This window comes from Gorillibacterium terrae, assembly GCF_051594785.1.
GTDB lineage: Bacteria > Bacillota > Bacilli > Paenibacillales > NBRC-103111 > Gorillibacterium.
This window is the reverse complement of the sequence record NZ_JBPPGI010000001.1, coordinates 1,771,517-1,795,941: the sequence shown is the minus strand read 5'-3', so window position 1 is coordinate 1,795,941 and position 24,425 is coordinate 1,771,517. Positions and strand designations below refer to the sequence as shown.

General features: G+C 59.6%; 23 protein-coding genes. 9 read left to right on the top strand and 14 right to left on the bottom strand.

Annotated features, from left to right (window positions below; all coding sequences use genetic code 11):
* The first annotated feature begins 16 nt into the window (after positions 1-16).
* Together ACSEXS_RS07900 and ACSEXS_RS07895 are read left to right on the top strand one after the other, a co-directional pair.
* Entirely contained in the window at positions 17-424 is a 408-nt protein-coding gene (locus ACSEXS_RS07900) for a MerR family transcriptional regulator (protein WP_438432616.1), read from the top strand.
* An 84-nt stretch (positions 425-508) separates the two neighbouring features.
* On the top strand, positions 509-1,453 hold the full coding sequence (locus tag ACSEXS_RS07895; RefSeq protein WP_438432615.1) for an alpha/beta hydrolase: 945 nt from the start codon (positions 509-511) through the stop codon (positions 1,451-1,453).
* Positions 1,454-1,535: 82 nt separating this feature from the next.
* Here the strand turns inward: ACSEXS_RS07895 and ACSEXS_RS07890 are convergent, their stop codons facing one another.
* From ACSEXS_RS07890 to ACSEXS_RS07880, 3 genes are all read right to left on the bottom strand, one after another.
* Positions 1,536-2,669, bottom strand: coding sequence for a stalk domain-containing protein (locus ACSEXS_RS07890; RefSeq protein ID WP_438432614.1), 1,134 nt, complete (start codon positions 2,667-2,669; stop codon positions 1,536-1,538).
* 276 nt (positions 2,670-2,945) lie between these two features.
* Complete coding sequence (locus tag ACSEXS_RS07885) at positions 2,946-3,422, bottom strand: GNAT family N-acetyltransferase (RefSeq protein WP_438432613.1); 477 nt, start codon at positions 3,420-3,422, stop codon at positions 2,946-2,948.
* A 90-nt stretch (positions 3,423-3,512) separates the two neighbouring features.
* Complete coding sequence (locus tag ACSEXS_RS07880; RefSeq protein ID WP_438432612.1) at positions 3,513-4,745, bottom strand: aminopeptidase; 1,233 nt, start codon at positions 4,743-4,745, stop codon at positions 3,513-3,515.
* Positions 4,746-4,942: 197 nt separating this feature from the next.
* Between ACSEXS_RS07880 and ACSEXS_RS07875 the strand changes: the two genes are divergently transcribed.
* From ACSEXS_RS07875 to ACSEXS_RS07860, 4 genes are all read left to right on the top strand, one after another.
* Entirely contained in the window at positions 4,943-5,449 is a 507-nt protein-coding gene (locus ACSEXS_RS07875) for a DUF4358 domain-containing protein (RefSeq protein ID WP_438432611.1), read from the top strand.
* Between the two features lie 6 nt (positions 5,450-5,455).
* Positions 5,456-6,850, top strand: a complete 1,395-nt coding sequence (locus tag ACSEXS_RS07870) for an MBOAT family O-acyltransferase (protein WP_438432610.1) — start codon at positions 5,456-5,458, stop codon at positions 6,848-6,850.
* Between the two features lie 12 nt (positions 6,851-6,862).
* Positions 6,863-8,005: a DHHW family protein gene (locus ACSEXS_RS07865; RefSeq protein ID WP_438432609.1), complete on the top strand. Its 1,143-nt coding sequence runs from the start codon at positions 6,863-6,865 to the stop codon at positions 8,003-8,005.
* A gap of 168 nt (positions 8,006-8,173) precedes the next feature.
* Positions 8,174-9,256 (top strand): AI-2E family transporter, encoded by a 1,083-nt coding sequence (locus tag ACSEXS_RS07860; RefSeq protein ID WP_438432608.1) that lies wholly within the window; start codon positions 8,174-8,176, stop codon positions 9,254-9,256.
* A gap of 135 nt (positions 9,257-9,391) precedes the next feature.
* On the opposite strand, the gene ACSEXS_RS07855 is transcribed toward ACSEXS_RS07860, so the two are convergent.
* Together ACSEXS_RS07855 and ACSEXS_RS07850 are read right to left on the bottom strand one after the other, a co-directional pair.
* Entirely contained in the window at positions 9,392-10,555 is a 1,164-nt protein-coding gene (locus ACSEXS_RS07855) for an AI-2E family transporter (RefSeq protein WP_438432607.1), read from the bottom strand.
* A 73-nt stretch (positions 10,556-10,628) separates the two neighbouring features.
* Positions 10,629-11,585 carry a phosphotransferase family protein gene (locus ACSEXS_RS07850; RefSeq protein ID WP_438432606.1) on the bottom strand — a complete coding sequence of 319 codons (957 nt, stop codon included), beginning with the start codon at positions 11,583-11,585 and terminating at the stop codon, positions 10,629-10,631.
* Positions 11,586-11,670: 85 nt separating this feature from the next.
* On the opposite strand from ACSEXS_RS07850, the gene ACSEXS_RS07845 reads away from it, so the two are divergent.
* On the top strand, positions 11,671-12,534 hold the full coding sequence (locus ACSEXS_RS07845) for an alpha/beta hydrolase (RefSeq protein ID WP_438432605.1): 864 nt from the start codon (positions 11,671-11,673) through the stop codon (positions 12,532-12,534).
* A gap of 172 nt (positions 12,535-12,706) precedes the next feature.
* Complete coding sequence (locus ACSEXS_RS07840) at positions 12,707-12,799, top strand: YjcZ family sporulation protein (RefSeq protein WP_438432604.1); 93 nt, start codon at positions 12,707-12,709, stop codon at positions 12,797-12,799.
* A 75-nt stretch (positions 12,800-12,874) separates the two neighbouring features.
* Here the strand turns inward: ACSEXS_RS07840 and ACSEXS_RS07835 are convergent, their stop codons facing one another.
* A complete protein-coding gene (locus ACSEXS_RS07835; RefSeq protein ID WP_438432603.1) occupies positions 12,875-15,094 on the bottom strand; it encodes a heavy metal translocating P-type ATPase in 2,220 nt (739 codons plus the stop codon).
* Positions 15,095-15,243: 149 nt separating this feature from the next.
* Here ACSEXS_RS07835 and ACSEXS_RS07830 point away from each other — a divergent pair, with 149 nt between their 5' ends.
* On the top strand, positions 15,244-15,615 hold the full coding sequence (locus ACSEXS_RS07830; RefSeq protein WP_438432602.1) for an ArsR/SmtB family transcription factor: 372 nt from the start codon (positions 15,244-15,246) through the stop codon (positions 15,613-15,615).
* A gap of 98 nt (positions 15,616-15,713) precedes the next feature.
* Here the strand turns inward: ACSEXS_RS07830 and ACSEXS_RS07825 are convergent, their stop codons facing one another.
* The 8 genes from ACSEXS_RS07825 to ACSEXS_RS07790 form a co-directional block, all read right to left on the bottom strand.
* A complete protein-coding gene (locus tag ACSEXS_RS07825) occupies positions 15,714-16,301 on the bottom strand; it encodes a GNAT family N-acetyltransferase (RefSeq protein ID WP_438432601.1) in 588 nt (195 codons plus the stop codon).
* Positions 16,302-16,377: 76 nt separating this feature from the next.
* The gene (locus ACSEXS_RS07820) at positions 16,378-16,764 is read right to left on the bottom strand and encodes a hypothetical protein (protein ID WP_438432600.1); all 387 of its coding nucleotides are present in this window, start codon (positions 16,762-16,764) and stop codon (positions 16,378-16,380) included.
* A gap of 109 nt (positions 16,765-16,873) precedes the next feature.
* A complete protein-coding gene (locus ACSEXS_RS07815) occupies positions 16,874-17,611 on the bottom strand; it encodes a Type 1 glutamine amidotransferase-like domain-containing protein (RefSeq protein ID WP_438432599.1) in 738 nt (245 codons plus the stop codon).
* 107 nt (positions 17,612-17,718) lie between these two features.
* The gene (locus ACSEXS_RS07810) at positions 17,719-20,748 is read right to left on the bottom strand and encodes an efflux RND transporter permease subunit (protein WP_438432598.1); all 3,030 of its coding nucleotides are present in this window, start codon (positions 20,746-20,748) and stop codon (positions 17,719-17,721) included.
* Positions 20,749-21,407: 659 nt separating this feature from the next.
* Entirely contained in the window at positions 21,408-21,800 is a 393-nt protein-coding gene (locus ACSEXS_RS07805; protein WP_438432597.1) for a DUF350 domain-containing protein, read from the bottom strand.
* Positions 21,797-22,441, bottom strand: coding sequence for a signal peptide protein (locus ACSEXS_RS07800; protein WP_438432596.1), 645 nt, complete (start codon positions 22,439-22,441; stop codon positions 21,797-21,799). Before ACSEXS_RS07800 ends, ACSEXS_RS07805 begins: the two co-directional genes overlap by 4 nt.
* Positions 22,438-23,655: a glutathionylspermidine synthase family protein gene (locus tag ACSEXS_RS07795; RefSeq protein ID WP_438432595.1), complete on the bottom strand. Its 1,218-nt coding sequence runs from the start codon at positions 23,653-23,655 to the stop codon at positions 22,438-22,440. The genes ACSEXS_RS07800 and ACSEXS_RS07795 overlap by 4 nt, the downstream gene beginning before the upstream one ends.
* Positions 23,652-24,422 carry a hypothetical protein gene (locus tag ACSEXS_RS07790; RefSeq protein ID WP_438432594.1) on the bottom strand — a complete coding sequence of 257 codons (771 nt, stop codon included), beginning with the start codon at positions 24,420-24,422 and terminating at the stop codon, positions 23,652-23,654. The genes ACSEXS_RS07795 and ACSEXS_RS07790 overlap by 4 nt, the downstream gene beginning before the upstream one ends.
* Positions 24,423-24,425 lie beyond the last annotated feature (3 nt).

Here is a 24,425-nt window from a genome sequence, read left to right as displayed (position 1 = left end):
AGGAGAAGGACTTCCAATGACGGACTACCTTCGCGGCCAGTTGGCCGAACAGGCCGGCGTGAACCTCGAAACCCTGCGTTACTATGAAGGCTGCGGCCTGCTCCCCTCTCCCCGGCGGAGCGAAGCGGGCTACCGCTTGTATTCCGAAGAAGCGCTGACGCGGCTTATCTTCATCCGAAATGCCAAGTCGAGCGGGTTTACGCTGAAGGAAATCAAGAAGGCCCTGGTGAAAGCCGAAGGAAACGAGGGCATTGCACCGGATGCCTTCTCCGAGGTGATCGACCGCAAGCGAGCCGAGATCGACGGGCAGATCCAGGAGCTGGAACGGCGCAAACGCGTCCTGGATTACCTCCAGAATCAGATCCGCCGCAAAGAGCCGGACCCGGATATCGCCGGCGTGCTGCGCGAGCTGCGGATAAATTAGCGCTTGACCTTGTACCCGCCTACAGGGTGTAAGCTCCTCTTGACCGCCGGTGCAGCCGGCGAACCCGAAGGAGGAGTCTCGATCATGATCGAACGCATTTCCGCCGCTGAGCCTATGCGCCTTGTCCAATTGAAAGCCTATCTCCGTCAGCAGGCGAGCTACGCCAGCCAATCGGTCGAAGCGATTCGCTCCGGCCTGGAGCGGCAGGCGCAGCTTGCCCCTCTGCCGACGGGCATCGCTTGGAGCGAAACGGATTCCGGCTTCCCCGGCGAGTGGACCCTGCCGACGGAAGCATCGAAAGAACCGGAGAAGCCGGGCAACGCCACCCTCCTCTATTTCCACGGGGGCGGCTTCATTGCCGGGAGTTCCCGGGTTTATCGAAATCTCACCTCTCGACTGGCTCTGGCCGCCGGCGTCCGGCTGTTCACTCCGGATTACCGGCTGGCCCCGGAGCATCTCTACCCGGCCGCCAACGAAGACGCGCTGGCTGCCTACCGCTCTCTGCTCGACCAAGGCATCCCGCCGGAGCGCATCGTGCTCGGCGGCGATTCGGTCGGCGCCACCCTTGCCCTCATGACGCTGCTCCGTCTGCGGGACGACCGCTCTCCGCTTCCGGCGGGGGCGTTCCTGATCTCCCCGCATGCCGATCTCGTCCATCTGGACGGAGAATCCTACGAGAGCAACGCCGCAAGCGATCCGACCAGCAGCCGGGAGGCCAACGAACGGATTCTGGCGGATTACTGGGGCCGGACCAACCCGGAACCGGATTCCGGCTACGCTCCCATCCTCTCGCCGCTTCGCCTGGATCTCTCCGGCCTGCCGCCTCTGTTCATTCAAGCCGGCGGCGACGAAGTGCTGCTCGACGACGCCGTCCGGCTGGCGCAACGGGCTGATACCGCCGAGGTTCCCGTCCGGCTGCAGATCTGGGAGGGGCTGTGGTGCTCCTTCCAGGCACTAGCCCCCATGCTCCCCGAAGCGGAGGCGGCGATCCGCGGGATCGCTGCATTCGTCCGGGAACGGCTGGCTTGAATCAGCGCCGGTCGGCATACCAAAAAACCGCACCGCCGGATAAGAGGCGGTGCGGTTTCTTATTAGCTGCGGATGCTGCCGATCAGTGGAACAGGCTGAGCGGAATCGGAAATTCCGGGAACCCGGCGGCATACGGGGTGTACTGATACGGCTCGAAATAGACGACAACGGCATTGTTTTGCAGGAAATACGGCTGGTCGTCGGAGATGGACTCGAAGGGAGCCAGCAGATAATCCGCATGGCTGAACTTCTCCTTGACCACCTTATTGATGATCTGCTTGTAATTGGCGTTGCCTCCGATCGCTTGCTTCAGGGTCAGCGTATTGCCGGTGGACAGATCGAAGGTGTAAGGCTGCCTTGCCGGCATGCCATGCGCCCCGCCGGTATAGAGGTAGGATTCCAGATAGAGGCTCAGCTTGCCGTTCATGTTGGATTTCACCACATAATTGGCCGTAAAGCCGTTCTTGGCGTTCGGGCTGCCCGGCTCCGCTTCTTTGAGCTCCTTGCGCGCCGCCGCCGCCATTTTGTTCACTTCCGACTGGAGGAAGCTATTGATCTTGGTTTGAACCTCCTTGTCGGCCAATCCGGTAAGCTGAGGATATTGAATGACGAATTCCTGCTTGCTGTTCGTCTCGTTGATGGTCTTGGTCGTGAGCGTGAGCGGATTCACCGGAAGCGGGGTCACGGTGATCTGTTGGGTCTTGCTGTTGTAATCGACGCTATAGCCGAATGTCTGCAGGAAGAACCTCATGGGAATGTAAGTAGTTCCGTTCTGGACGACGGGCGCTGTGCCGTACATCCGCTGTCCGTTGATCGTATACGGCAGCGGTTCGCCCGCTTTCGTCACGATGGTGACATTTCTTCCGCTCACCGTGGACGCTTGATTCTGCTGGTTCCATGCCACCTTTAGCCCAAGCTTATCGCTTAAGAACCGGACGGCGACATAGGTCGTAGAGCCATCGCGGGAGACGGCGCCCGGAACGGACTGCAGCTTGCCGTTTATCTTCATCGTTAGAGTCTTGGGTACGATCGGCGACTGTGCCTGCGGCGTTGCTTCGCCGACATATACCGGGGAAGCGGCCTGAGCCGCGGGAATGCCTGCGGGGAGCAAGGCTCCACTGGTCAGCAGAGCGGCGGCAAGCGGCAGAACGGCCCAGCGGGCCGATGCTTTGCGTTGGCTCGGAATGGCGGCGGGCAGTTTCGGTTGATGGTTCATGGTTTTGGCTCCTCTGCACTGTGGTTTGACGGGCCGGGCCCGCTCTTTTTCATTCGGTATCTCCCAAAAAGCAACCGCGCATGCATTCGTGCGGTACACTTCTTTCTTACGCCTGGCAGGGAATACCGAACCACCAATAAGACGGCGCATCGAGGAGATAAGTTCCAATCCGGAACCCGCCAGGCCAAAAAAAAGTCCTCTTCCTCCGCGTGCTGCGGCCGAAAAAGTCGCCGCTATCCTACAGAGAGAGCCTAATGGGACGCCTTTCCCTGTCCGTCAGGCGGGCCAGCGCATTTCGAATTCCAGCTCGTGCTCGATGGCAATCCCGTCTTGGCCCGTGAGCGGAATTTCCGGCTTCAGCTTGCGGGCGGCTTCCAGAGCATTGGGGTAGAGCCGGCATAGGCTCATCCCGTTCAGTTGATAGAAGCGGATGGCCCGGATGTTGTCATTCGTCGTGATACACCAGAGCCGGGTACAGCCGGACTCGCGGGCCAGCCGCTCCACTTCCTGAAGCAGCGAGCGGCCGATTCCTTTGTGACGAACCGTGCTGTTAAGCGACGCCAGCTCGCATTCCGTTCCTTCCATCCGATAGGTGGCCATGCCGACGATCTGGCCGTCTTCCAGGTAAGCCACTCCCGGCAGCTCGTCCAGATGATGCATCCTCCCCTTGACCACCATCCGGGTGGTCCCCCATCTCTTCGTCAAAAACTCCACAATCTGCTCCTGCGGCAGTTCGGCACAAGAGACCAGCATCCGATCCTCTTCCTCTCCTGATTGGCGTTCCTAAAAAAGAAACCCGGGAAGACCGCTTCGCGAGCGGTTCTTCCCAGGGAGCGATCTGCGTTAAACCAGCGCCCAGTTTCCGTTGCGGAATACGGGTTCGCGGGTGCCGTCCGCCAGTTCGCCGTCGATATCCATTTCGGCGGAACCGATCATGAAATCGACATGCGTCAGGCTATCGTTGAGCCCCCTCGCCGCCAGCTCTTCCTTGGACAAGTCCGCTCCGCCCTCCAAGGAGCTGGAGAAAGCGCGGCCGATGGCGAGGTGATTGGAAGCATTCTCGTCGAAGAGCGTATTCAGGAAGATCAGATTGGCGTTGGAGATCGGCGAATCGTGCTGCACGAGCGCCGCTTCCCCCAGGTAATGGGAGCCCTCGTCCATCTCGATCAGTTCTTTCAGGCTGTCGTAGCCCTTCTCGGCCTTGAAGTCCACGATCCGTCCCTGCTTGAAGGTCAGCGTGAAGTTCTCGATCAGCGTGCCGTTATAGCTGAGCGGCTTCGTGCTGGTCACGTAGCCTTCCGTTCCTTCGCGGTGCGGGGAAACGAACACTTCCTCGGTGGGAACGTTCGGGTTGAAGTCATTGCCCTTGGCATTGACCGTGTTGCCTCCGCTCCAGACATGCTGCTCGGGCAGAGCGACGGTCAGTTCGGTGCCGGGAGCGCGGTAATGGAGCTTCTTGTACTGTTTCGCGTTGAGCTGGTGAACCCGCTTGTCCAAAGCCGCATTGTGCGCTTTCCAGGCTTCCACCGGATTTTCCCGGTCGGCCCGGGTCGCCTTGAAGATCGCTTCCCACAAGGCGCGTACGGCTTCCTCGCCCGAAAGCTCCGGAAACACCTTTTCGGCCCAAGCTACGGACGGAGCCGCGATGATCGACCAGGTAGCCCGGTCGGTATAGGTGTACTCCCGCCATTTGGCGAGCGCTGCTCCGGCCGCCTTCTGGAAAGCGGTCGAACGGGCCGGGTCCGTGCCGGCAAGCAGATCGGGATCGCGAGATTCGATGAGCAGGTACGCTCCGCCTTCGGCCGCGACCTGGGTGACGGCGTCTGCGCGCCACTGCGGATACTCGCCGAAGGAATCCTGCGGCGCCAGCTGATAGCGGAGCCGGGTCACTTCGTCGTCCGACCATTCGACATGCACCTGCTTCGCTCCGGCTTCATAAGCCTTGCGGACAACCAGCCGGACGAATTCCGGCTGATGCAGGGAGCAGTTGATCCATACGGTCTCGCCCGGCTGCACGTTCAGTGCGATCTTTACCGCGAGCTCCGCGTAATTTTCCAAGCATTGTTTGAACTCCATGGGGTAAGCCTCCTACCGATTATGTACGTGTACGCTTTTACACTTCGACGATGTTCGCCGCATCTCCTTCAAATTCCTTGAAATCAAGCAGGAAAACATGGAATGCCGCATTCTGCAACAATTTTCGGATTCCTCCCGTTAGAAGGAGCGACCCTATCATCGATTTCAACCAGAACCCACACAAGGAGCGAACCGCCATGAGAAAATGTTCCCGTATTCCTCTCTTCCTTCTAACGATCCTCTGCCTCAGCTTGGCTGCAAGCGCTTGTTCAAGTAAAGCGAAGCCGAGTGCCGAGCAGCCGAAGCCCATGCTGTCCGTCCAAGAGATGGCCGACGATATGCTGAAGCAGGTGGAGCAGCCGGCCTTGAACGAGCTGAACGCCGATGCGATTCAGGAGACGTACCACATCGATCCTGCGCTGCTCGAAGGCCATGCGATCAAGCTGCCGCTCATGAACGTGAAGGCCCATGAACTCGCAATCCTTCAGGTGAAAGATACGAAAGACCTGCCCGCTGTAGAGAAAGGCATCAAGGAGCGCGCGGAGGCGGTGCAGAAGCAGTTTGAACACTACCTGCCGGATCAATACGAGATCGCCGAGCAGTATAAGCTAATCGTCAAAGGCCCGTATGTCCTGTTTGCGATCTCGGACCAAGCGGACAAGCTGGCGGAGCTGTTCGAAGGCTACTTCGCTTCGGAGTCTTAATCCGCGATGGTATTCAGCAGCCTTGTCTTCCTCTTTCTCTTCCTGCCGGCGGTGCTTCTTCTCTATTATGCCGCTCCCCAGCGCATCCGAAACCTGGTTCTGTTCGTCGTCAGCCTGATCTTCTATGCTTGGGGCGAGCCCGTCTATATCGCCATCATGCTCCTGTCGACGGTTACGGACTTCAGCTTCGGTCTTCTGTTGGATAATTCCAAGCGGACCGCCCGCCAGAGGAAGGGAATCGTCGCCCTGTCGATCGTCGTCAATCTCGGCCTGCTTGGCTTCTTTAAATACGCCGATTTCCTGATCGGCAACCTGAACAGCCTGCTCGGTACCTCCTGGCCGCTCACCGAGCTGCCGCTGCCGATCGGCATATCCTTCTACACCTTTCAGTCCATGTCCTACATCATCGACGTTTACCGGGGAGAAGCGAAGGCGCAGCGCAACTGGATCGACTTCGGTGCGTTCGTCTCGCTGTTTCCCCAGCTCGTCGCCGGACCGATCGTGACCTACAACACGGTCGCCGGGCAGATGAAGTCGCGTCGGGAAACCGCAAGCGATTTCGCCGAAGGGGTGCGCCGGTTCATCATCGGTCTCGCGAAGAAGGTGCTGCTCGCCAATACCATCGGGCTCGTCTGGAACTCGATCCTCGCCACGCCCGCGGACTCGCTCCCTGCCGCTACCGCCTGGCTCGGCCTCGTGGCCTTTGCTTTTCAAATCTACTTCGACTTCAGCGGATACTCCGATATGGCGATCGGGCTGGGGTTGATGTTCGGATTCCGCTTCCGCGAGAACTTCAATAAGCCGTATGCCGCAACCAGCATCACCGATTTCTGGCGCCGGTGGCACATCTCGCTCAGCAGCTGGTTCCGCGATTACGTCTACATTCCCCTCGGCGGCAATCGCCGGGGACTGCCGCGGCAGCTCCTGAACCTTCTCGTCGTCTGGCTGCTCACCGGGCTCTGGCACGGTGCAAGCTGGAATTTCGTGCTTTGGGGCCTCTATTTCGGTCTGATTCTGATGTTCGAGAAAACCGGAGGATTAAAGCTGCTCGCGAAGCTTCCTCCTATCTTGCAGCATGCTTATGCGATTCTGCTGATTCTGATCGGCTGGGTGTTCTTCGCCTTCCCGGATTTCTCCGACATGTGGGGGTATATCCAAGCGCTCGCAGGCGTGGGCACGGAGCCGCTGTGGAACACGCATACCCTGTATTTGCTCTACACGAACGCCGTTCTGCTCGTCCTTCTCGCAGCGGCCTCGGCCCCCCCGCCCCGCCGGCTGCGGGAACTTTCGCGCCGCGTGCCGTTTCCGCTTGCCGCCGCCGGACTGGCCGCGCTGTTCCTTCTGTCGGTCGCCTATCTGGTCAACGCCAGCTATAATCCGTTTCTCTATTTCCGGTTCTAAGGAGGGACCTCGATGACACCCAGACAAAGCAAGGGAGTGGCGGCCGGTTTCGTCGCTCTGTTGTTCGCCGCCTCGCTGTTGTTCCTCGTTCTGCCGGTTCAGAGCTTCTCGGAGACAGAGAACCGCAAGCTGGCGGCGTTTCCGGCCTTCTCCTGGGAGAGCGTGAAGAACAAGGCATTTACCCGCGGCATCGACGCCTATCTCGCCGATCACTTTCCGCTGCGCGAAACGTGGGTAGCGGTCAAGTCGGCGCTGGAGCGGCTGAGGCTTCAACAGGAAAGCAACGGCATCTTCCGGGGGAAAGACGGTTATCTGCTGGAGACCTTCGGTAAGCCGGATTTCGGCCGTCTGGCCGAGTACGCCGCCGCCATCCAGTCTTTTGCCGACCGGGTTCCGGACAGCCGCGTCAGCCTCCTGCTCGCGCCCACTTCCATCGGAATGAACCGCGATAAGCTGCCTCTCTTCGCCGAAGCGTTCCCCCAGGAGAAGGTGAATGCCTTCGTCGGAGAACGGATTGGAGGGAAGATCGCGTATCTGAACGGCTACGCTTTCCTGCCCAGGCGCTCCGACGAGCCGCTGTACTACCGAACGGACCACCACTGGACCACCTACGGCGCTTACCTGGCTTACTTGGCCTATGCCCAAGAGCGGGGCTGGACCCCGTTCAAGCCGGATGCGTTTGAGATCCGCACGGTGACGGATTCGTTCCTCGGCAGCTTCCATACCCGCAGCCAATTTACCGGGGTGAAGCCCGACCGCATTCAGAACTATGTCCCCCGGGTATCCCACCCGACGACCCTCACGGTCGTGGACAACGGAGAAACCTATTCCAGCCTCGTATTTCCGGAATTCCTGGCCAAGAAGGACAAGTATTCGTATTTTCTCGGAGGCGTGCACGCCTTGGTCCAAATCCGGACTGAGCTGCCCGAAGGCCAAGCGGCCCAAGGTAAGCTGCTCGTGATCAAGGATTCGTACGCCCACAGCGTCATTCCTTTTTTGACGCAGCACGAAGCGGCCGTCGATGTGATCGATATCCGCTATTACAACGGCAGCCTGGCCGACTACGTCAAGAGCAACGGAATCACGGATGTCCTGCTGTTGTTCAACACGTCGACACTCGCCGAGAACACCGAGCTGATCAAGCTCAAGCATTGACGGGAACCGGTTCCCTTACAGGCAAACCGAACCTGGAGGGAGCCGGGAAATCTTGCGATCTGTCAAAAGCAGGATTTTGCCGTTTTGAGAGGGAATAGGTTATGCGGACCCGATTTCGGGTAATACTCTTTTATTACATAGGATAGTTTGCCGATAAGGGGTGCCGCGATGCTGCAAAGCCGGTTCTTTCGCAATTCTTTGAAGATCATTGCCGTTCTGTTGATTATCTATCTGGTGACCAAGGTCAGCTTTCTGCTGAATCCCGTCGTCTCGATTGTGAAAATCCTCGCTCTCCCCTTCATGCTGGCGGGCTTTTTTTATTACATGTTTCGGCCGTCCATCAACTACCTGTCCAGCCGGAAGCTGAACCGGTCAGCGTCTATTCTGCTGCTGTACTTTCTGTTGACGGCCTTCATCATCGTGCTGTCTCTGCTCGTCTGGCCGCTCTTGCGAACCCAGCTTCAGACGCTCCTCGATAACATTCCTCAGCTCGTCAGCGGGTTTCAGAGCCAGCTCAATCAATTGCAGGACAGCAAGCTGTTCTCGATGATCGGATCGAAGGGAACGGATTGGACGCAGAACCTGACGAAATACCTGGATCAGAGCATCACGTACGTGACCAATTACGTGACCAACTCCGTGTCGGCGTTTACGAACTTCCTGTTCGTCGTGTCGACGGTGCCGTTTATTCTCTATTACTTCCTGAAAGAGGGCAACAAGCTGCCGAAGCGAATCCTGAAGCTGGTGCCGCGGGCATACCGCCGGGACGTCAAAGTTGCGCTCCATGACATGGACACCGCTCTCAGCGGGTATATCGTCGGCCGGGTGATGATTACCTCGCTGCTCGCGCTGATGATGTACATCGGATTTCTCTTCATCGGCCTTCCCTATTCGCTGCTGCTTGCGGTAGTCTCGCTGTTCTTCAACCTGATTCCGTACATCGGCCAATTTCTCGGGGCGGTTCCCTGCTTGATCGTCGGCTTCATCGACTCCCCGACCACGGCCGTCTGGGTGCTGGTGATCATCCTGGTGGCCCAGCAAATTGAAGGCAATCTGCTCGCCCCCCATATCTACGGCAAACGGCTCGACGTCCATCCGCTCACCACGGTCGTTCTGGTTCTGGTAGGCGGCGATCTGCTCGGCATCGTCGGCATTCTCGCTGCGCTGCCGATCTATCTGGTGGTCAAGATCATCGTCGTGCTGATCTACCGCTTGTTCCTCGCGGATAAGGTAGAGGAGTTTGTCGAATAGGATATGGTTCAAGACGAACTCTACTTTTCAAACAGGTATCGGCTGACGGAGATCCGTCCGGTTCCAGCCCTGCGCAAAAAAACCTGCCGCACAGGGGGCAGGTTCAAATGATCTAGCCGAAGCTTTAAGCGGCAGCTACGATTCCTCGGCAGCCTCAGGCGCATCGGCGGCGGCCGGAAGCGGAGCGTACCAGCCCGAGCGCACCCGGAACCAGGCGAACGCGTTGGTCGCCACGACCTTCAGCACCGCGTAGCCGGGTACCGCGAGGATAACGCCGACGACGCCGAACAGGTTGCCGGCGGTCAGGATGACGAAGATGATCGTGACCGGATGGACATGTAGGCTCTTGCCCATGATCTGGGGAGAAATGAACTTCCCCTCGATCAGTTGGACGATGGTCCAAATGACGATCATTTTGAGCAGCATCGCCGGCGAAGTGACCGCGGCCACGATCAGCGCGGGCGTAATTGCGATCGCCGGTCCCAGGTAAGGAATGATGCTCGTGCAAGAGGCGATGAGGGCGAGCACCAGGGAATATTTCAAGCCAATGATGAGGTAGCCGATGTAGAGAAGCGCGCCGATGCAGAAGCTGACGATAATCTGCCCGCGGATATACGAGCTGATCTGCCCGTTCATCTCCGACATGATGCGGAAGGAGCGGTTCCGTAGCCGGGTCGGGGCGAAGCTGAGGAGATACTTCGGCAGCTTCTTGCCGTCCTTCAAGAGATAGAACAGGATGAACGGCAGCATCGCCAGCGCCAGGACGATGTCCTTCAGCGCCGTGATGAAGGAGCCGAGGCCGCCCATGATGTTGGTCAGGAAGCCGCTCACGTCGCCGGACAGGTTGTCCGTCCACGCCACCGGGTCGCTCCCGGTCCATTGGTTGAACTGGCTGAGATAGGGACTTGCCATGAGCTGCTTCACCTGCTCCTGAACCTGAGTGCTGTAGAGCGGCAGGTTCTCGATCAGTCCGGCGATCTGCCGGGACAGAAACGGGATGACATTCAGCACCAGCAGCACGAGGAGACCGGCGATGGCGAGGTACAGGAGCAGGATGGAATAAGCCCGTTTGAGTCTCTTCGTCTCCAGGTAATCGACGATGGGGTTCAGCAGATAATAGGCGATTCCGGTTAGAATTACGGGGAGTGCTATCGTCTTGAATAAGACGGTCAGCGGCCGGAACAGGAAGCCGATCTTGGAATAGACCAGAATGGTCAGGCCGATCAACAGGATGACCAGCACCGCCCGGACCAGCAGGTTGGCTTGCAGGATGGATTTCAATCCGTTTCTAAGGTGCATGCTCTCTCTTCTCTCCTTCTTGCCCGCGCGTTCGCAGTATTTTCATTCATACGGCAAGGCGGCAAGCAAGGTTTCATTTCAGCAAGCCGGTGAGCCCCTCCTTCAGATTGGACAGCGTCCAGGCGACATGGTCCCGGTTGGTGTACTGGCGGTATTTGCATTCGATCACCATTATCAGGTCGAGGTACAGGATGTACAGCTGGCGGCGGATGGCTTCCTCTTCGGTGAGCCGTTCTTTCCCATAGCCCTGCCGGTAAGCCGAAGCTTCCTGCCACTTGCCGAAGTAGGCTTCCATGAGCGGATCGGCCCAGAGCGCGCGCTCGAAGTCGATGATGCCGGTGATGCGGCCGTCTTGGACGAAGACATTACCGTCCCAGAGGTCCCAGTGGACAAGCGTCGGTTCCTTGACCTCGGAGCAGGCGCCGATGCGCGCTTCGACCTCGCGGCGGATGTCGGCGTAACGGACCGGCAGCTCGACGCCCGCCTCTTCTCCGTCCAGCAGCAAGTCTTCCATCAACAGGCGAAAAGCATCCGTCCAGGTGTCGGCTGAGCCGTTGTCCAGGCAAAAATAGCCGAACCGCCTGCCCTTCAGCTCATGAAGCCGCCGGTTCAGTACCCCCAGCTCGCGCTCAATGGCGTCCCGCTCGTTCTGGCTCAAGCCTTCCTTGACTTTGTTGTAGGGTTCGCCTTCCAGCCTTTGCATCAAAAAATACTCGCACGGAACCTTAGAACGGGACGGGTCGTAAGCGTAGATTTCCGGAGTCGGCAGGACAATGCCGTGCTCCCGCACAAGCCGGATCGCTTCCACTTCAGCGCGCATGTTGTCCCGTTCGCACCGCATGAGGCCCTGGCGGTTGGATGGAGCCGCTTTCAAAATCGCCTCCCGGCCGTCTTCCAGCTTGAGCCGATAAGCCGAATTGGCCCAGCCGTCGGTGAGCTCCCGGCACTCGGCGATTTTCCCGTTCAGGTTGTCGAGAACGATTCGGTCGAGCTGTTCCCGATTTAGTTTGCTCTTGGCTGCGCTTTCCATAAATGAACCTCCGCTATCTAGGATTCGAATTTCTCTTCTTCCATAAACAATCTGCCGCCGGACTGCCGGGGAAAGGAAGTTGAACATGAGCCCTCTTCTGAGTTACCAAAAAGAGCTGTCTTGGACGCTGGCCGACGGCACCCGCCTGTACGCCTGGCAATCCGATCCCTCTCCCTCCGTTCCCCTCCGGGGAACGGTCGGGATCGTGCACGGCATGGGTGAACATTCCGGCCGGTACGAGCACGTGGCCGCCTACCTCAACGAAGCCGGCTATGCCGTATTGGCGTTCGATCAGATTGGACACGGCCGATCGGAAGGCCGCCGCGGGCATGCCCCCTCCTACGAGTCGCTGCTTGCCGGCATCGACCGGATGACGCAGGAGGCCCAGGGCCTGTACCCCGATCTCCCCTATTACCTCTACGGGCACAGCATGGGCGGGAATACGACGCTGAACTACTTGCTGCGTCGCCAGCCTTCCATAGCCGGGGCCATTGTGACCGGTCCTTGGCTGGAGCTGGCCTTTAGGCCGCCGATCTTTCAGATGGCCGGCGCTTATCTCGCCTCCCGCCTCTATCCGCAGTACAGCAGCAAGCGGCCGATGAAGGCGGAGGATCTCACCGCCGATCCGGAGATGCAGAACCGGTACCGCACCGATCCGCTCGTGCACGGCAGCATCAGCGCCGGCTTCTTCTTCGGCGTTCAGAAGGCGGGGCTCTGGGCGATCGGCGAAGCCTCCCGGCTTTCGGTTCCTCTTCTGCTGATGCATGGCGGCGACGATGGCGTCACTTCGCGTGCGGCAAGCCGACGATTCGCCGACAGGGCCGGCGAGCTATGCGTTTACCGCGAGTGGCCGGGGCTGAAGCACGAGCTTCACAACGAAACGAGCCGCGGCGACGTGGCGGCGGCCGTCCTGACCTGGCTTGCGGACAGCGCGGCCCGGCAGGCCTGACCTCAGGGTACATCAGCCGCTTCGTATGCGCAATGCCCAACCGCTCCCGATCCGTATAAGCGCAAGCGTCCGCTATCGATTAGCCCAGCTTGCGGAGTCTGGGGATACGTCTATACCAACCCTTCCCGGCAGCCATATAATACGGAAGTTCCATTGGAAGGGGTGAGTCACGATGGGAGTTGTTGCAGGCGGCTATGGTTCTTCCTTCGCATTTGTTCTGGTGCTGTTCGTTCTGCTCGTCATCATCCTGAAATCCTTCTTCTAATTGAACCAACCCTAAGCTATGCGCAGCACACCAAAGAAGGCGGCTCTGATCGAGCCGCCTTCTTCTTGTTGCCGCTTAAGCGGTCTTTGCCTTAACCCGAAGGACGCGCATGCTGTTGAGGACGGCGAGGACAGTCACGCCGACGTCCGAGAATACCGCCTCCCACATCGTGGCGAAGCCGAAGGCTCCGAGCAGCAGGAAGATGCCCTTCACCGCCAAGGCGAATACGATGTTCTGCCAGACGATCCGCCGGGTCCGGCGCGAAAGGCGGATCGCCTCCGCGATCTTGGAGGGCTGGTCGGTCATGATGACGACATCGGCCGCTTCAATGGCGGCATCGGAGCCGAGTCCGCCCATGGCGATTCCGACATCGGCCCGTGCCAGCACGGGCGTGTCGTTGATCCCGTCGCCGACGAACAGAATTTTTTCCTTCGGAGCCTTCTCCCGCTCCAGCCGCTCGATCTCGCGAACCTTCCCCTCGGGCAGCAGCTCCGCATGCACCTCGTCGAGTCCCAGCTTGCGGCCGACGGCCTCGCCAGTTCGGCGGGTATCGCCCGTCAGCATGATCGTCTTGCGGACGCCCAACGCCTTCAGCTCGCGGATCGCTTCGGCCGAATCCTCCTTCACCTCGTCGGCGATGAGGATCGAACCCGCATAGCGGCCGTCGACCGCCAGATGAACGACCGTACCGGCATCATCGTCCGATCCGTAGGCGATGTTCTCCCGCTCCATCAGTTTGGCATTGCCGGCAAGCACCGTTTTCCCCCCGTAGACGACGCGAACGCCGTGTCCGGAGATCTCCGAATAATCGGACAAGCGGTTCGCCTCGATCTCCTTGCCGTATCGGGCGCGGATCGACACGGCGATGGGATGGCTGGAATAAGCCTCCGCTCCGGCGGCATATTCCAGCAGTTCCTCTTCGGAGAATGAACCGGCAGGCTTGATCTCGCTCACTTGGAAGACGCCTTTCGTCAAGGTGCCCGTCTTGTCAAACACTACATAGCGCGCATCGTTCAGGGCTTCCAGGTAGTTGCTGCCCTTGACCAGAATGCCCTGCTTGGAGGCCGCCCCAATGCCGCCGAAGAATCCGAGCGGGATGGAGACCACCAAAGCGCAGGGACAGGAGATGACCAGGAAGATCAGGGCCCGGTACAGCCAATCGGAAAAGGCAGCCCCGCTGATCACAAGCGGCGGAAGAATGGCGAGTACAAGAGCGGTCAAGACAACGGCCGGGGTATAATAGCGGGCGAATTTGGTGATAAAGTTCTCCGTCTTGGCCTTGTTGGCGCTGGCGTTCTGGACCAATTCCAGAATCTTGGAGACGGTGGATTCCGCAAACTCCTTGGTGACCTCCACGAGAAGCACGCCGCCCCCGTTGATGGAGCCGCTCAGCACCGTGCTGCCGACGGAGGCTTCCCGGGGAACGGACTCCCCGGTCAGAGCGGACGTATCGAGGAACGAGCTGCCTTCCTGAACCACGCCGTCCAGCGGCACCCGCTCTCCCGGCTTGATCCGAATCCGGTCGCCGATGTGAACCTCGTCCGGCGACAGCTTGACCTCCGCCCCGTCGCGCAGCACATTGGCGTAATCGGGCCGAATGGCAAGCAGCGATTTGATCGAGCGCCGCGAGCGGTTCACGGCCAGGCTCTGAAACAGCTCCCCGACCTGATAGAAGAGCATAACCGCCACGCCCTCGGGATATTGTCCGACGGCGAACGCGCCGATGGTGGCGAGCGACATCAAGAAGAATTCGTCGAACACTTGTCCCCGAATAATATTCTTGACCGCCTGCAGCACAATATCCGCTCCGACGATCAGATAGGCGCCCACATACAGGGCGATGGAAATCCACGCTCCTTCGGGAAACAGCCAGGCTGCCGCGGCCACCACAGCGCCGGCAATGAGCCGGCCGATGAGGACTCGGGTCTCCGAGCCGCCTTCCCCATGCTCATGGGAATGGCCGTGCCCGTGTTCATCGGCGTCGTTATCATCATGGGAATGCCCATGGGCTTCGGCGCCTCCCGCGGCCAGGGCCGCAGGCCCGCCCGAGGAACCCGCCGGGCGCACGCGCACCTGCGGCTCGAGCTTGCGGATGAGCTCGACCGCCTGCTGGATAAGTCCGGCTTCCCGGCTGGTCGGAACCTCCACCATCATGGATTGATTGGCGAAATTCACCGTACAGCGGGCTACGCCTTCCAGACCGCCGACATTCCGTTCTATTTTGGCCGCGCAGCTCGCGCAGTCGAGTCCTTCCAGGGTCAGCTCGCGTCTGACCAACTCGTTCGAGGCTGCCATATCCGTTCCTCCTCAACAATAACATATGAGCAACTGTTCATATATAGTATATTCACTGGACCGCTTTTTTGTCAATCCTTCATCTTCGGTTCCGTTCCGTCGCTGCATTGGCTATAATAGGGTCAAGCAAAGCAAAAATGGAGGTTTCTATGGTCAGCGAACTGGATAAACTGGACGAATGCGACTCCGCCTGCTCGGGAACGGAAACGGATCTGCGCCCCATCAAGAAGGAGATGATCAGTCTCCAGGCCGCATCGGAGATGGCGGATTGGTTCAAGGCTTTCAGCGATCCGACGCGAATCCGCATCATCGCCGCCCTTCTGCAAAAAGAGCTTTGCGTGCACGACTTGACCGTCCTGCTGGACATGGGTCAATCGGCCGTGTCCCATCAACTCCGCGCGCTGCGCAATACCCGGATCGTCAAGCGCCGCAAACAGGGCAAGACGGTTTATTATTCCCTCGATGACACCCATATCGAGCAGATCTTCCTGCAAACCTTGCAGCATATCGGCCATGCCTGAAGCCGGACATGCAGACTGTCCATCGGCAAAGCAAAAAGGTTGCCTCTCCGGCAACCTTTTTCTCGTTGCGTCTTTTTAAACAATCGGCAGAAAGTCGTTCAAAGCCCTTGCACGGTATCCAGATTCGCCATGTTTCCCGTTCCAACCCCCAATTTTCCCGCCGAATACTCCTCCGCCAGCATATCCATGAGGATCACGTCATGATAGCGGCCGGCGATCAGCCGCGCTTCGCGCATTCGGCCGGTTTCCCGAAAGCCCGCCTTCCGGTAACAGCGAATGGCGCGCTCGTTGAAATCGAACACCCCGAGCATGATGCTGTGCAGGTTCAGCAGGTTGAAACCATAATCCAAAAGCAGATTCAGCGCTTCCAGGCCCAGCCCCCGGTTCCAATAGGCCTTCTCCCCGATGAACAGGCCCGCTTTGCTGCTGCGGTTGATGAGGTCAAGGCCAAACAATGCACACCGGCCGATCGCTACCCCATCTTCGCGGTGAACGATGAGGAACGCGTGGTTCTGCGCGTCCGTCTCGATCTCCCGCCGGGTTCGCTCGGCAAACGTCGGCGTGTAGGCTTCGCCGCCCAGCGGCAGCGAAACGTCGAGATCGTTCAGCCAGGCGGCGATGAGCGGAGCATCCTCCGGCCGCACGGTCATCAAGGAAACCCGCTCAGCCGACAACTTAAAAGCCATTGCCTGCGCCTCCTTTCGAAACGGAACCCGTTTCTACAGATGCATATGCAATGGCTCTGAATCGAATACCGGACCCTTACCGCTCCGTTTCCGGGGAGCGCAGGCGGCCGGCGGCGCTTGCCTTCTCCGACGAATTCCGGCGATTCCAATTGTCTTCCAGAATCCGGTCCGACGGATGCAAATCGTGGATGCCGCCCCTGCCGGACGGATGCAGCTCCGGCTGCTGGCCGCGACCGGAGGGATGCATCGAGCGAACCGGATCGGTCCGGCTGTCTCGATTGTCCCGCGTGCGCTGGGCAAGCGGCAATCCAAAGCCCTCGGGCATTTCATTCAGCTTGCCGATGATGCCATTCATCTTTTGTGAAAGCTCTTTGAGCTTGATTTTGGTCTCTTCCGATTTGCTGTGGATTTTATCGCGAAGCTCCTCTTGCGAGGCTTTGTTCTCCCTGTTGTCTGTCGACATCGCAGGTCCCTCCTTGCTTAAGTTCGAGTAAGAATAAACGGCCAACTGTCGTTCGGTTATTCTTCCTTACCCGGTCGCGGCGGAGGTTAAACGCGATTTCCTGCAGGTTTTATCTCCTTTTCCCGGGCGGATAAGGGCGAAATTCCGGCAGCACCGGAAGTTCCCGCTCTCTGGCCTCTCCGTCCTCCGCCTCTATCCAATAAGCACGTGCCTCCGGCGAGGCCGTCAGGACCCGGTAGCTTCCATCCTTCAGGATCAGGGCACACCGGTTTTGGAGGGCAACGCCCGCCAAGCCGGATTCCTGGACCATCTTCAGGTAGCTGGGTCTCCGGCCGTCCTCGTCGTAATGGGGACAATGGAAACCGGGGATGAGGCCGAGAGCTTCCAGCCGGATATAGACCCAATCCCCGTCTTCGGCGAACCGCTCCGTATCGCTGTGGCCCTGTTCGAACCAGCAGATGGAACCCGCGCTGAGCCCGGCCAGCACCGTTCCGCGCCGGTAAGCTTCGCGCAGGAGATCGTCGACGCCGTGAAGGTGCCACAGCCGCAGCATCTCGCCGGTATCCCCTCCGCCGACATAGATGAGGTCGGCCCACTCCACCGACTCCCGAATCGAGACGGGGTCGGGTGCCTCGTCAACCAGCTTGAGCACCCGCGTCCAGCAGCCTTCCTCCGCTCCATAGACCCGCTCGAACGTGTCGCAATAACCGGCGGCGTCTCCGCTCGCCGTCGGCAGGAACAGAGCGTTGGGATTCTCTTTGCCCGTCAACCGAATAATCTCGCGGTCGATGCTCCGCGTCTCTCCAAGCGACAACTCTCCGCCGCCGATCGCTACAATCATCCCCATATCGTCCCCCCCGATTGGATAGAGAAGAGGCCGAAGGCAACTTCCTCCGGCCTTTCTCTTCCACCTTGTTCCATTTGCTGCAGTTTAACTCCGCCGGTCCAACTCTGTCAACCGACCTGCACTTCTGCCGCATCCACCGGAACGATAACTGCGGTCCGTCTGCGCTGACGGGCGGACTTGCGGAAGTAGAGCAGTTCATACACGGCCGGAACGATGATGAGCGTCAGGAAGGTGGCGACGGTGAGGCCGCCGACCACGACGATCGCCAGGCTCTTCGAGACGATGCTGCCCATTTCCGCTTCGCTGAACAAGAGCGGCAGCATGGCGCAGATCGTGGCGAGCGCCGTCATCAGAATCGGGCGCATCCGGGTTCCCGCCGCTTCCACGAGCGCTTCGCGGATCGGCATCGTCTCTTCGTTGTGCTTCACGCGGTCGATCAGCACGATGGCGTTGGTCACCACGATGCCGACCAGCATCAGAGCCCCGAAGATTGCTGTGTAATCGGGCGTCACTCGGGCGATCAGCAGGCCGCCGACGGCGCCGATGGCGGCAAGCGGCAGCGACATGATAATGGCGAACGGCGCTCTCAACGTCTTGAAGGTCAACACCATGATCAGGTAAACCAACCCGATCGAGACGAGGAGAACCAGGAACAGGCTGGACATGTCGGACGATTGGTCGGCCGAAGCGCCGCCGACCAGAACCTGAACGCCGTCCGGAACCTTCAGAGCGTCGACGGCTTTCTGCACCTCTTTGCCGACCACGGACAGTTTCTGCGGGTCCGCCTGGGCGGTGATGCGCACATACGTCTTCCCGTCCTTGTGATAGAGCATGCTGGGTTCTTCGTCGGTATACACCTTGGCGATGCCGGAGAGGAGCGCCGGGCCGCTCGCCGTCGTGACGCTCAGGCCCTTCAGCTCGTCGAGCTTCTTCGGATTGGCCAGAGGCTCCAATTGAACCGTAGAGGTCCGGTTCTCCAGCGTGATCGTGCCGAGCGGAATGGGATTCAACATGCCTTGCAGTTGCTGGCCGATCTCAAGTCCACCGGCAACGGCCGGATCGACCTCCACCCGGATCACCGGCTTGGTGTTCTGCTGGTTGCTTTCCACCTTCTCGATGCCTTTGATCTGGCCGATCTTCTTGACGGCTTCGGCTGCCGCCGTTTGGAGCGAATCGGGATCGTCGCCGACCAGGTCGACATGGATCGCCGTAGAGCCGCCGCCCATCAAGTTCATGACACCGGCGGTAAGGGAAGCGCCGGGATAGGCGCTCTTCAGCCCGTTGATCCGGTCCTCCAGGTTCTTCGCTTCCTTGCCGTCCTTCAAGACGATCGAGATGTCCACCAGGGTGGGCGAAACCACCGAGCCCCATTTGGCGTTGTCGGCGCTGTTGCCGCTCTGCAGCAGCACATACTTGCTCTCCGGCTGTTCGGTCAGGAAGCGTTCCAGCTTGGCGCCTTGCTCCTGGACCTTGCTGATCGGCGTATCGCTGGGGTATTCCAGCGTGACGCTCATGAACGTGGAATCCTGGGTGCTGACCGCCCCCTTGGGCAGGAAGACATAGGCCAGAATCGAACCCGCGAACAGAAGCACGGCCAGGACGAGCGGCACGGCCTTATAGCTGAGACACCAGTGCAGCAGGCGGGTGAAGCCCTGCGGGGTGCGGGGCTCGCGCAGCGGCGCCTTGCGCAGAAGAAGCGCGCTTAAGAGCGGAACTACGGTCAGCGCTACCAACAGGGAAGCGATGAGCGAATAGGTGACGGTAAGGGCGAAGGGCAGCAGCATGGCCTGCATGTTCCCCTTAAGCAGCCCCATCGGCAGGAACACGGCCACCGTCGTGATCGTCGAAGCCGTAATGGCGGTCGCGACCTCCTTGGTCGCATCGATGATGAGGTCGCGGGAGAAGATTTCCTTCTGCAAGCGGCGGTAGATGTTCTCGATGACGACGATGCTGTCGTCCACCAAGCGTCCGACCGCAACGGCTACGCCGCCCAAGGTAATGACGTTGAGCGTGACGCCCGACAGGCTCAGCAGATACAAGGTAAGCGCGAGCGACAGCGGGATGGAGACGATCGTGATCAGCGTGATCCGCCCGCTGCGCAGGAAGAACAGGATGACCAGGGTGGCGAAGAGCGCGCCGAGCAGCACCTCGCGCATCATGCTGTTGACGGAATCGACGACGAAATCCGAGGTGTCGAAGAACACATCCACCTGCAGCTTGCCGCTGTACTCCTTGTTCAGCTCGTCGACCGCGCGGCTCACCGACTTGCTGACGGTTACCGCATTGGCCTTCGCTTCCTTGTTCACGGCGGCGAACAGTGCGTCCTTGCCGTTCAGCCGGCTGATGCTCTCGCTGACCGTCTTGGTCTCGACGGCGGCGACATCCTGCAGCGCGACGCCGGGCGCCACCGGCAGCCGCTTCAGTTGCTCCAAATCCGACAGCGAGGAGAGGACGAGCAGGTTGCCGCTCTGGCCGTCCAGCGTCCGCTCCCCGACCGACACCGTGCTGTTGCGGCCCTGAAGCACGCCGAGCAGGCTTTGCAGCGGCACTCCCTTCGCCGCGAGCTTCGCCGGATCGGCGGTTACGGCGACAACGGGTGCACTCTTGCCTTGAACCATCACGTTCGCTACGCCATCGACCTTTTGCAGGCGATCGACGACTTCCTTCTCCAGTTTCTCCTGCTCCTGCTGGGACAGACCCTCGCGGATGGCGATCGACAGCTGGGAGATCGGGATCATGCTGGTGTTGTACTGCATGACGTAGGGCTTCGATACCCGCTCGGGCAGCTGCACCTGCGCCAAGGCCTCCTCCGCCTCCCGCTTGGCGTCCTTCATGTTGGTATCCGATTCGTAGTACAGGTCCAGCTTGGTGTAGCCGTCGCCGGACGTCGAGAAGAGATTCGTCTTGCCCTTCATTCCGCTTAATGCCTGTTCCAGCGGGGAGGTTACCTCGCGCTCCATCGATTTGGCGTCGTAGCCCGGACCGATGACGGTTACGGTCAAGGTTACATCGTCCGCCGATGGCAGAAGCTCCATGGGCAGCCGGAAATAGCTCAGTATGCCCACGGTGAGAATCATGACGATCAAGAGGCCGACCGCCGATTTGTTGCGAAAGGACCAACGGGTAATGCGGTTCATGCAAATGGTCTCCCTTCCACTCTCTTTTTTGAATCATGTGTGCCCTTGCGGGGCGTTATGTATTCCATGTTCAGAATAGAGGCTTCCGGAATTCCTGTCTTCGCACTTGCGAACGGGGCCGCGGCTCGACTAAGGTCGAGGGCGGAACGATACCAAAGTCCTGCATCTCTTTAACGGGTTGACGCGGAGGAACGAAATTTTTATTCCTGCCCCAAGTAAGCGACGCAAGAAAAGAATCGCGCGATAACCGGGCAAAAAAAGCATGCCGGTTGCCGGCATGCTTGGGTTTGCTTCGGAACGCAAAGGAGGAAAAGAGGCTCGATGGAACCTACCGGCTCTTGGGGGCTTGCCCCTTAGAGCCGGTCGTTCGCTCGAGCCTCCCAACTGAACGAGCTGGGGGAATAAAAGCCACACTCAACGTATCCCCTTGACCGTGTAGTAACAGCCGGCACAGTAGCCCTCCCAATATATAGGTTCACCGCCACACACTAAGCATCTTTGTTTAGGGTTAGGGTGACCACATTTGGGACATTTTTCGTAACGATCATCAAAAATCGCTTTACATTCGGTACACTTTTCGACGTTCATTTCAGGAGTCCCCTGATCATTTCGTTTTTTTTCGGATCGTCCCCGGCCCGAAACGGGCATGCCGGAAGGGATTAGATGATAAGGCTGCTCACGGCGAAGGCCGTCCCGACGAACACCAGGCACAGCAGAATGCCCACGGCCCGGTTCCCCTTTTGCAGCTCCTGGGAAATATTGAAGCCGCGCGTGACCAGCTCGAAGATCCAATAAGCGGCCATCAGGCAGGCATAGCCGACGGCGAACCACAGCATCATATACCAAATCGACGTATTGGTAAACGCTGCGACTCCGAGGATGATGGCCGTCGCGAGAAACTTCCCGCCGAGCGCGAGACCCACCGCCACGTTGCCGCGCTTCAATTCTTCCATGTCGTTAAACGGCGTCATCCATTGGAAGATGATCATGCCGATGAGCTGTAAAACGATCATAACGATGATGCTTACTGCAATATTGATGACTGCGGTCAATCCGCCCACCCCCGGAATTTGGCATACGCTGCATCGTAATCCGAATAATCGTGTATTTCCTCCAGCACGACCTGCGCGGTCTTGGCTTTCTCCAGCGCCTTGTACCGATCCTCGTCGATCGGCTGCTTCACCCGGTTTCCGGACGGAAGCTCCAGAACGGCAAAATCGCGGGTCTGCTTTTGATACTCCGTCTTGTAGACTCCCACCACGCCCACTTCGGTCTTAACTGTCACTTTGAGGTTAGCCAGGTCGTCGTCGGCCTGCTTCTTGGCCTTGTAGGACTTCAAGGTGTCCCAGGCGGACAGCTTGACGCTGGTGCGCTGTCCTTCGTCCGCGGTCAGCTCGGCGCTCATGAACTGCAGCGTCCAGACCTTGTCGCCGGTGGCATAGTTGTCGTCGTTGGGCAAAAGCACATTATCGGGCAGCACCGTCATGTCGCTGCCGACCAGATCGCCGACGGTGTTCTCGACGATCCGATAGTCCCAAGGCACGCTGCCGGAATTCTCCGCTGCGGCCGTTTCCTCGTCGGTGCTCGTGTGAAACACGCTCTGCGCATCGCTCGCGCAGGCGGTGAGCCCGAGCGCCAAACAGAGGACGGCGGCGCCTTGCCAGAGCCGAAGGCCCGGTCGATTCTTCCTCATGATTCTCTCACTCCCAGGGGAATAAAGTGGCTCGTATTGCCGGTGATCGGCCCGCCGGCGCGGCCGAGAAGGCCGCAGGGCCTGCCGTTAAGCATGAATAAACCGGTGAGCAAGTGCAAGTCGCCCTCCGCTGTGGCGATCGTGGCCAGCTCCGCCCGCTTTTGGTATACGGTCGGAAACAACGCGCTGGTATCGAACCCGTCATGGTCTTCGACCTCCAGGTTGCCTTGGCGGTCATAGAGACGGACCGAACCGCCCTCGCGGCCGAACATCGACTTGGAGACGAAGCTGCCGGAGAAGACCGGCTTGTTGTAGGTCGGCAGCAGGTAACGCTGTATCGCCTCCCGCTCCTCCGGCGAGAAGAGCACGCCCAGCTCGAACAGACCCCATGCCGCAGCCATCAGCCCTTTGGATTGCAGCAAGATGCTGTGCGGCGGGTTCAACAGCGCAACGCGTCCGGTCTCAACTCCATAGGCGAGCGCATCTCCCCCCTCATCCACCGCCATCCATTCCTTCGGGTAGAGGGCAAACAGCCGCTCGATGGCACGGCCGTCTGCGTCCCTTAAGACGCCTTTGTCGACGGACAAATCCAAGCAATCGGCGAAGCGGACCGTTCGTCCGCTGTGCCGGGCAAGGACCTCGATGGTGCCGGTATCCTCCAGATGTTCACCGTAGGCCAGACAGGCCATCGTATCGGGGCGATAGTCCGCCCATGCGGCGCGGACCGCTTCCGCCATTCCGCCGTTCACGCTGGCGACTCCGGCTTGTTCGCAGGCCCACGGAGTGGCGACGGAGGCTTCGACGTAGCCGGTCGGCGTATCCGCATTCAGCTCCAGCAGCTTGATCCCGCCGGCCTGGTCGATCGCAAAGTCGAACCGGGCATACCGGCTGATCAGCCCGGAAGGCGGTATCGGGCAGACGTCGAGCATCTTCCAGAGCACCTCCGGAATGCCGAGCAGCTCATAGAACACCGGGTTCTTGTGCAGGTAGCGGGCCGTCTTGTCGAGGATCTCCCACAGGGCCGATGCCGCCGCTTCCAGCTCGTCGTAAACCGGACGGTCCATCAGGGCAATCTGATCGATCCAGTAGGCCTCTTCCTCCAGATCGGCCCAGGTAAAGCCCAGCTCCGCCAGCGCCTGAACCCGGGCCTCCCGGTCCGGGTGCGGAGCGCCAAAGACGGAGAATACGGGAGTCTGCCGCTCGCGACCGGTCATCCGCCGAAGCCTCCAAATCCCGAAGACTTGCTGCCGGAGATGCCCGATTTGGAACCGCCGGATTTGGACGATCCCGAGGAGCTGAGACCGCTCGATTTGCCGCCGATGCTTCCCTTGGTCGATGAAGTGCCGCGGCTCTTGAACGTTCCGCTCGAGGCCGAGGTCTTCGGCTTCACGACGGAACCGGCAACGGGTTTATTCTGGAAGGCGCTGCTGGAATAGCTCTTCGGTTGATAAGCTCGGTTGGTTCCGGCATAATAGGCGCGCCGGTCTTGATAGTAGGTAGCCGAAGAATAGCGGGCTCCGCTGTTGAACAGCATGTGGTACAGCAGCACGTCGTCCCAGCCGAACCCGGAATGATAGCCGTAACCGCCGTAATTGTTGATGACGGTTGTTCCTCCGGTACCTCCGGATTCGCCGGAGGTGGCGCCGCCGTTTTCCGTCTCGTCCTTTTCATCAAGCGGCAGGCTCCAGTCGGCGTTCTTATCGAAATATGCCTTCACTTCATCGGTCGACCAGGACACCAGCTTCGGCTCGTCCGAGCCCGCACTGCCGGACGTTTCCGCCGTGACCGCTCCCGTTCCGAGAAAGGCGCTCGCGAACAGCGCGATGCCGAGCGAGGTCGACAGCACCTTGATCGGCTTGCCTTCGCCTCCTGCCGCCGGTTCCGGCAGCACGAAGCAGGCGGGCCCCCGGCTGTCGTCGCTTTGCGGTTGTCCTATCGCGGCTTGGCAGCCTTCCCTCCAAGCTTTGTCTTCTTCCTTCATGAT

Bases quoted from the DNA above. Each gene is read 5' to 3' on its own strand.
- ACSEXS_RS07900 (WP_438432616.1), top strand. From the start codon at position 17: ATGACGGACTACCTTCGCGGCCAGTTGGCCGAACAGGCCGGCGTGAAC.
- ACSEXS_RS07895 (WP_438432615.1), top strand. From the start codon at position 509: ATGATCGAACGCATTTCCGCCGCTGAGCCTATGCGCCTTGTCCAATTG.
- ACSEXS_RS07890 (WP_438432614.1), bottom strand. From the start codon at position 2,669: ATGAACCATCAACCGAAACTGCCCGCCGCCATTCCGAGCCAACGCAAA.
- ACSEXS_RS07885 (WP_438432613.1), bottom strand. From the start codon at position 3,422: ATGCTGGTCTCTTGTGCCGAACTGCCGCAGGAGCAGATTGTGGAGTTT.
- ACSEXS_RS07880 (WP_438432612.1), bottom strand. From the start codon at position 4,745: ATGGAGTTCAAACAATGCTTGGAAAATTACGCGGAGCTCGCGGTAAAG.
- ACSEXS_RS07875 (WP_438432611.1), top strand. From the start codon at position 4,943: ATGAGAAAATGTTCCCGTATTCCTCTCTTCCTTCTAACGATCCTCTGC.
- ACSEXS_RS07870 (WP_438432610.1), top strand. From the start codon at position 5,456: ATGGTATTCAGCAGCCTTGTCTTCCTCTTTCTCTTCCTGCCGGCGGTG.
- ACSEXS_RS07865 (WP_438432609.1), top strand. From the start codon at position 6,863: ATGACACCCAGACAAAGCAAGGGAGTGGCGGCCGGTTTCGTCGCTCTG.
- ACSEXS_RS07860 (WP_438432608.1), top strand. From the start codon at position 8,174: ATGCTGCAAAGCCGGTTCTTTCGCAATTCTTTGAAGATCATTGCCGTT.
- ACSEXS_RS07855 (WP_438432607.1), bottom strand. From the start codon at position 10,555: ATGCACCTTAGAAACGGATTGAAATCCATCCTGCAAGCCAACCTGCTG.
- ACSEXS_RS07850 (WP_438432606.1), bottom strand. From the start codon at position 11,585: ATGGAAAGCGCAGCCAAGAGCAAACTAAATCGGGAACAGCTCGACCGA.
- ACSEXS_RS07845 (WP_438432605.1), top strand. From the start codon at position 11,671: ATGAGCCCTCTTCTGAGTTACCAAAAAGAGCTGTCTTGGACGCTGGCC.
- ACSEXS_RS07840 (WP_438432604.1), top strand. From the start codon at position 12,707: ATGGGAGTTGTTGCAGGCGGCTATGGTTCTTCCTTCGCATTTGTTCTG.
- ACSEXS_RS07835 (WP_438432603.1), bottom strand. From the start codon at position 15,094: ATGGCAGCCTCGAACGAGTTGGTCAGACGCGAGCTGACCCTGGAAGGA.
- ACSEXS_RS07830 (WP_438432602.1), top strand. From the start codon at position 15,244: ATGGTCAGCGAACTGGATAAACTGGACGAATGCGACTCCGCCTGCTCG.
- ACSEXS_RS07825 (WP_438432601.1), bottom strand. From the start codon at position 16,301: ATGGCTTTTAAGTTGTCGGCTGAGCGGGTTTCCTTGATGACCGTGCGG.
- ACSEXS_RS07820 (WP_438432600.1), bottom strand. From the start codon at position 16,764: ATGTCGACAGACAACAGGGAGAACAAAGCCTCGCAAGAGGAGCTTCGC.
- ACSEXS_RS07815 (WP_438432599.1), bottom strand. From the start codon at position 17,611: ATGGGGATGATTGTAGCGATCGGCGGCGGAGAGTTGTCGCTTGGAGAG.
- ACSEXS_RS07810 (WP_438432598.1), bottom strand. From the start codon at position 20,748: ATGAACCGCATTACCCGTTGGTCCTTTCGCAACAAATCGGCGGTCGGC.
- ACSEXS_RS07800 (WP_438432596.1), bottom strand. From the start codon at position 22,441: ATGAGGAAGAATCGACCGGGCCTTCGGCTCTGGCAAGGCGCCGCCGTC.
- ACSEXS_RS07795 (WP_438432595.1), bottom strand. From the start codon at position 23,655: ATGACCGGTCGCGAGCGGCAGACTCCCGTATTCTCCGTCTTTGGCGCT.
- ACSEXS_RS07790 (WP_438432594.1), bottom strand. From the start codon at position 24,422: ATGAAGGAAGAAGACAAAGCTTGGAGGGAAGGCTGCCAAGCCGCGATA.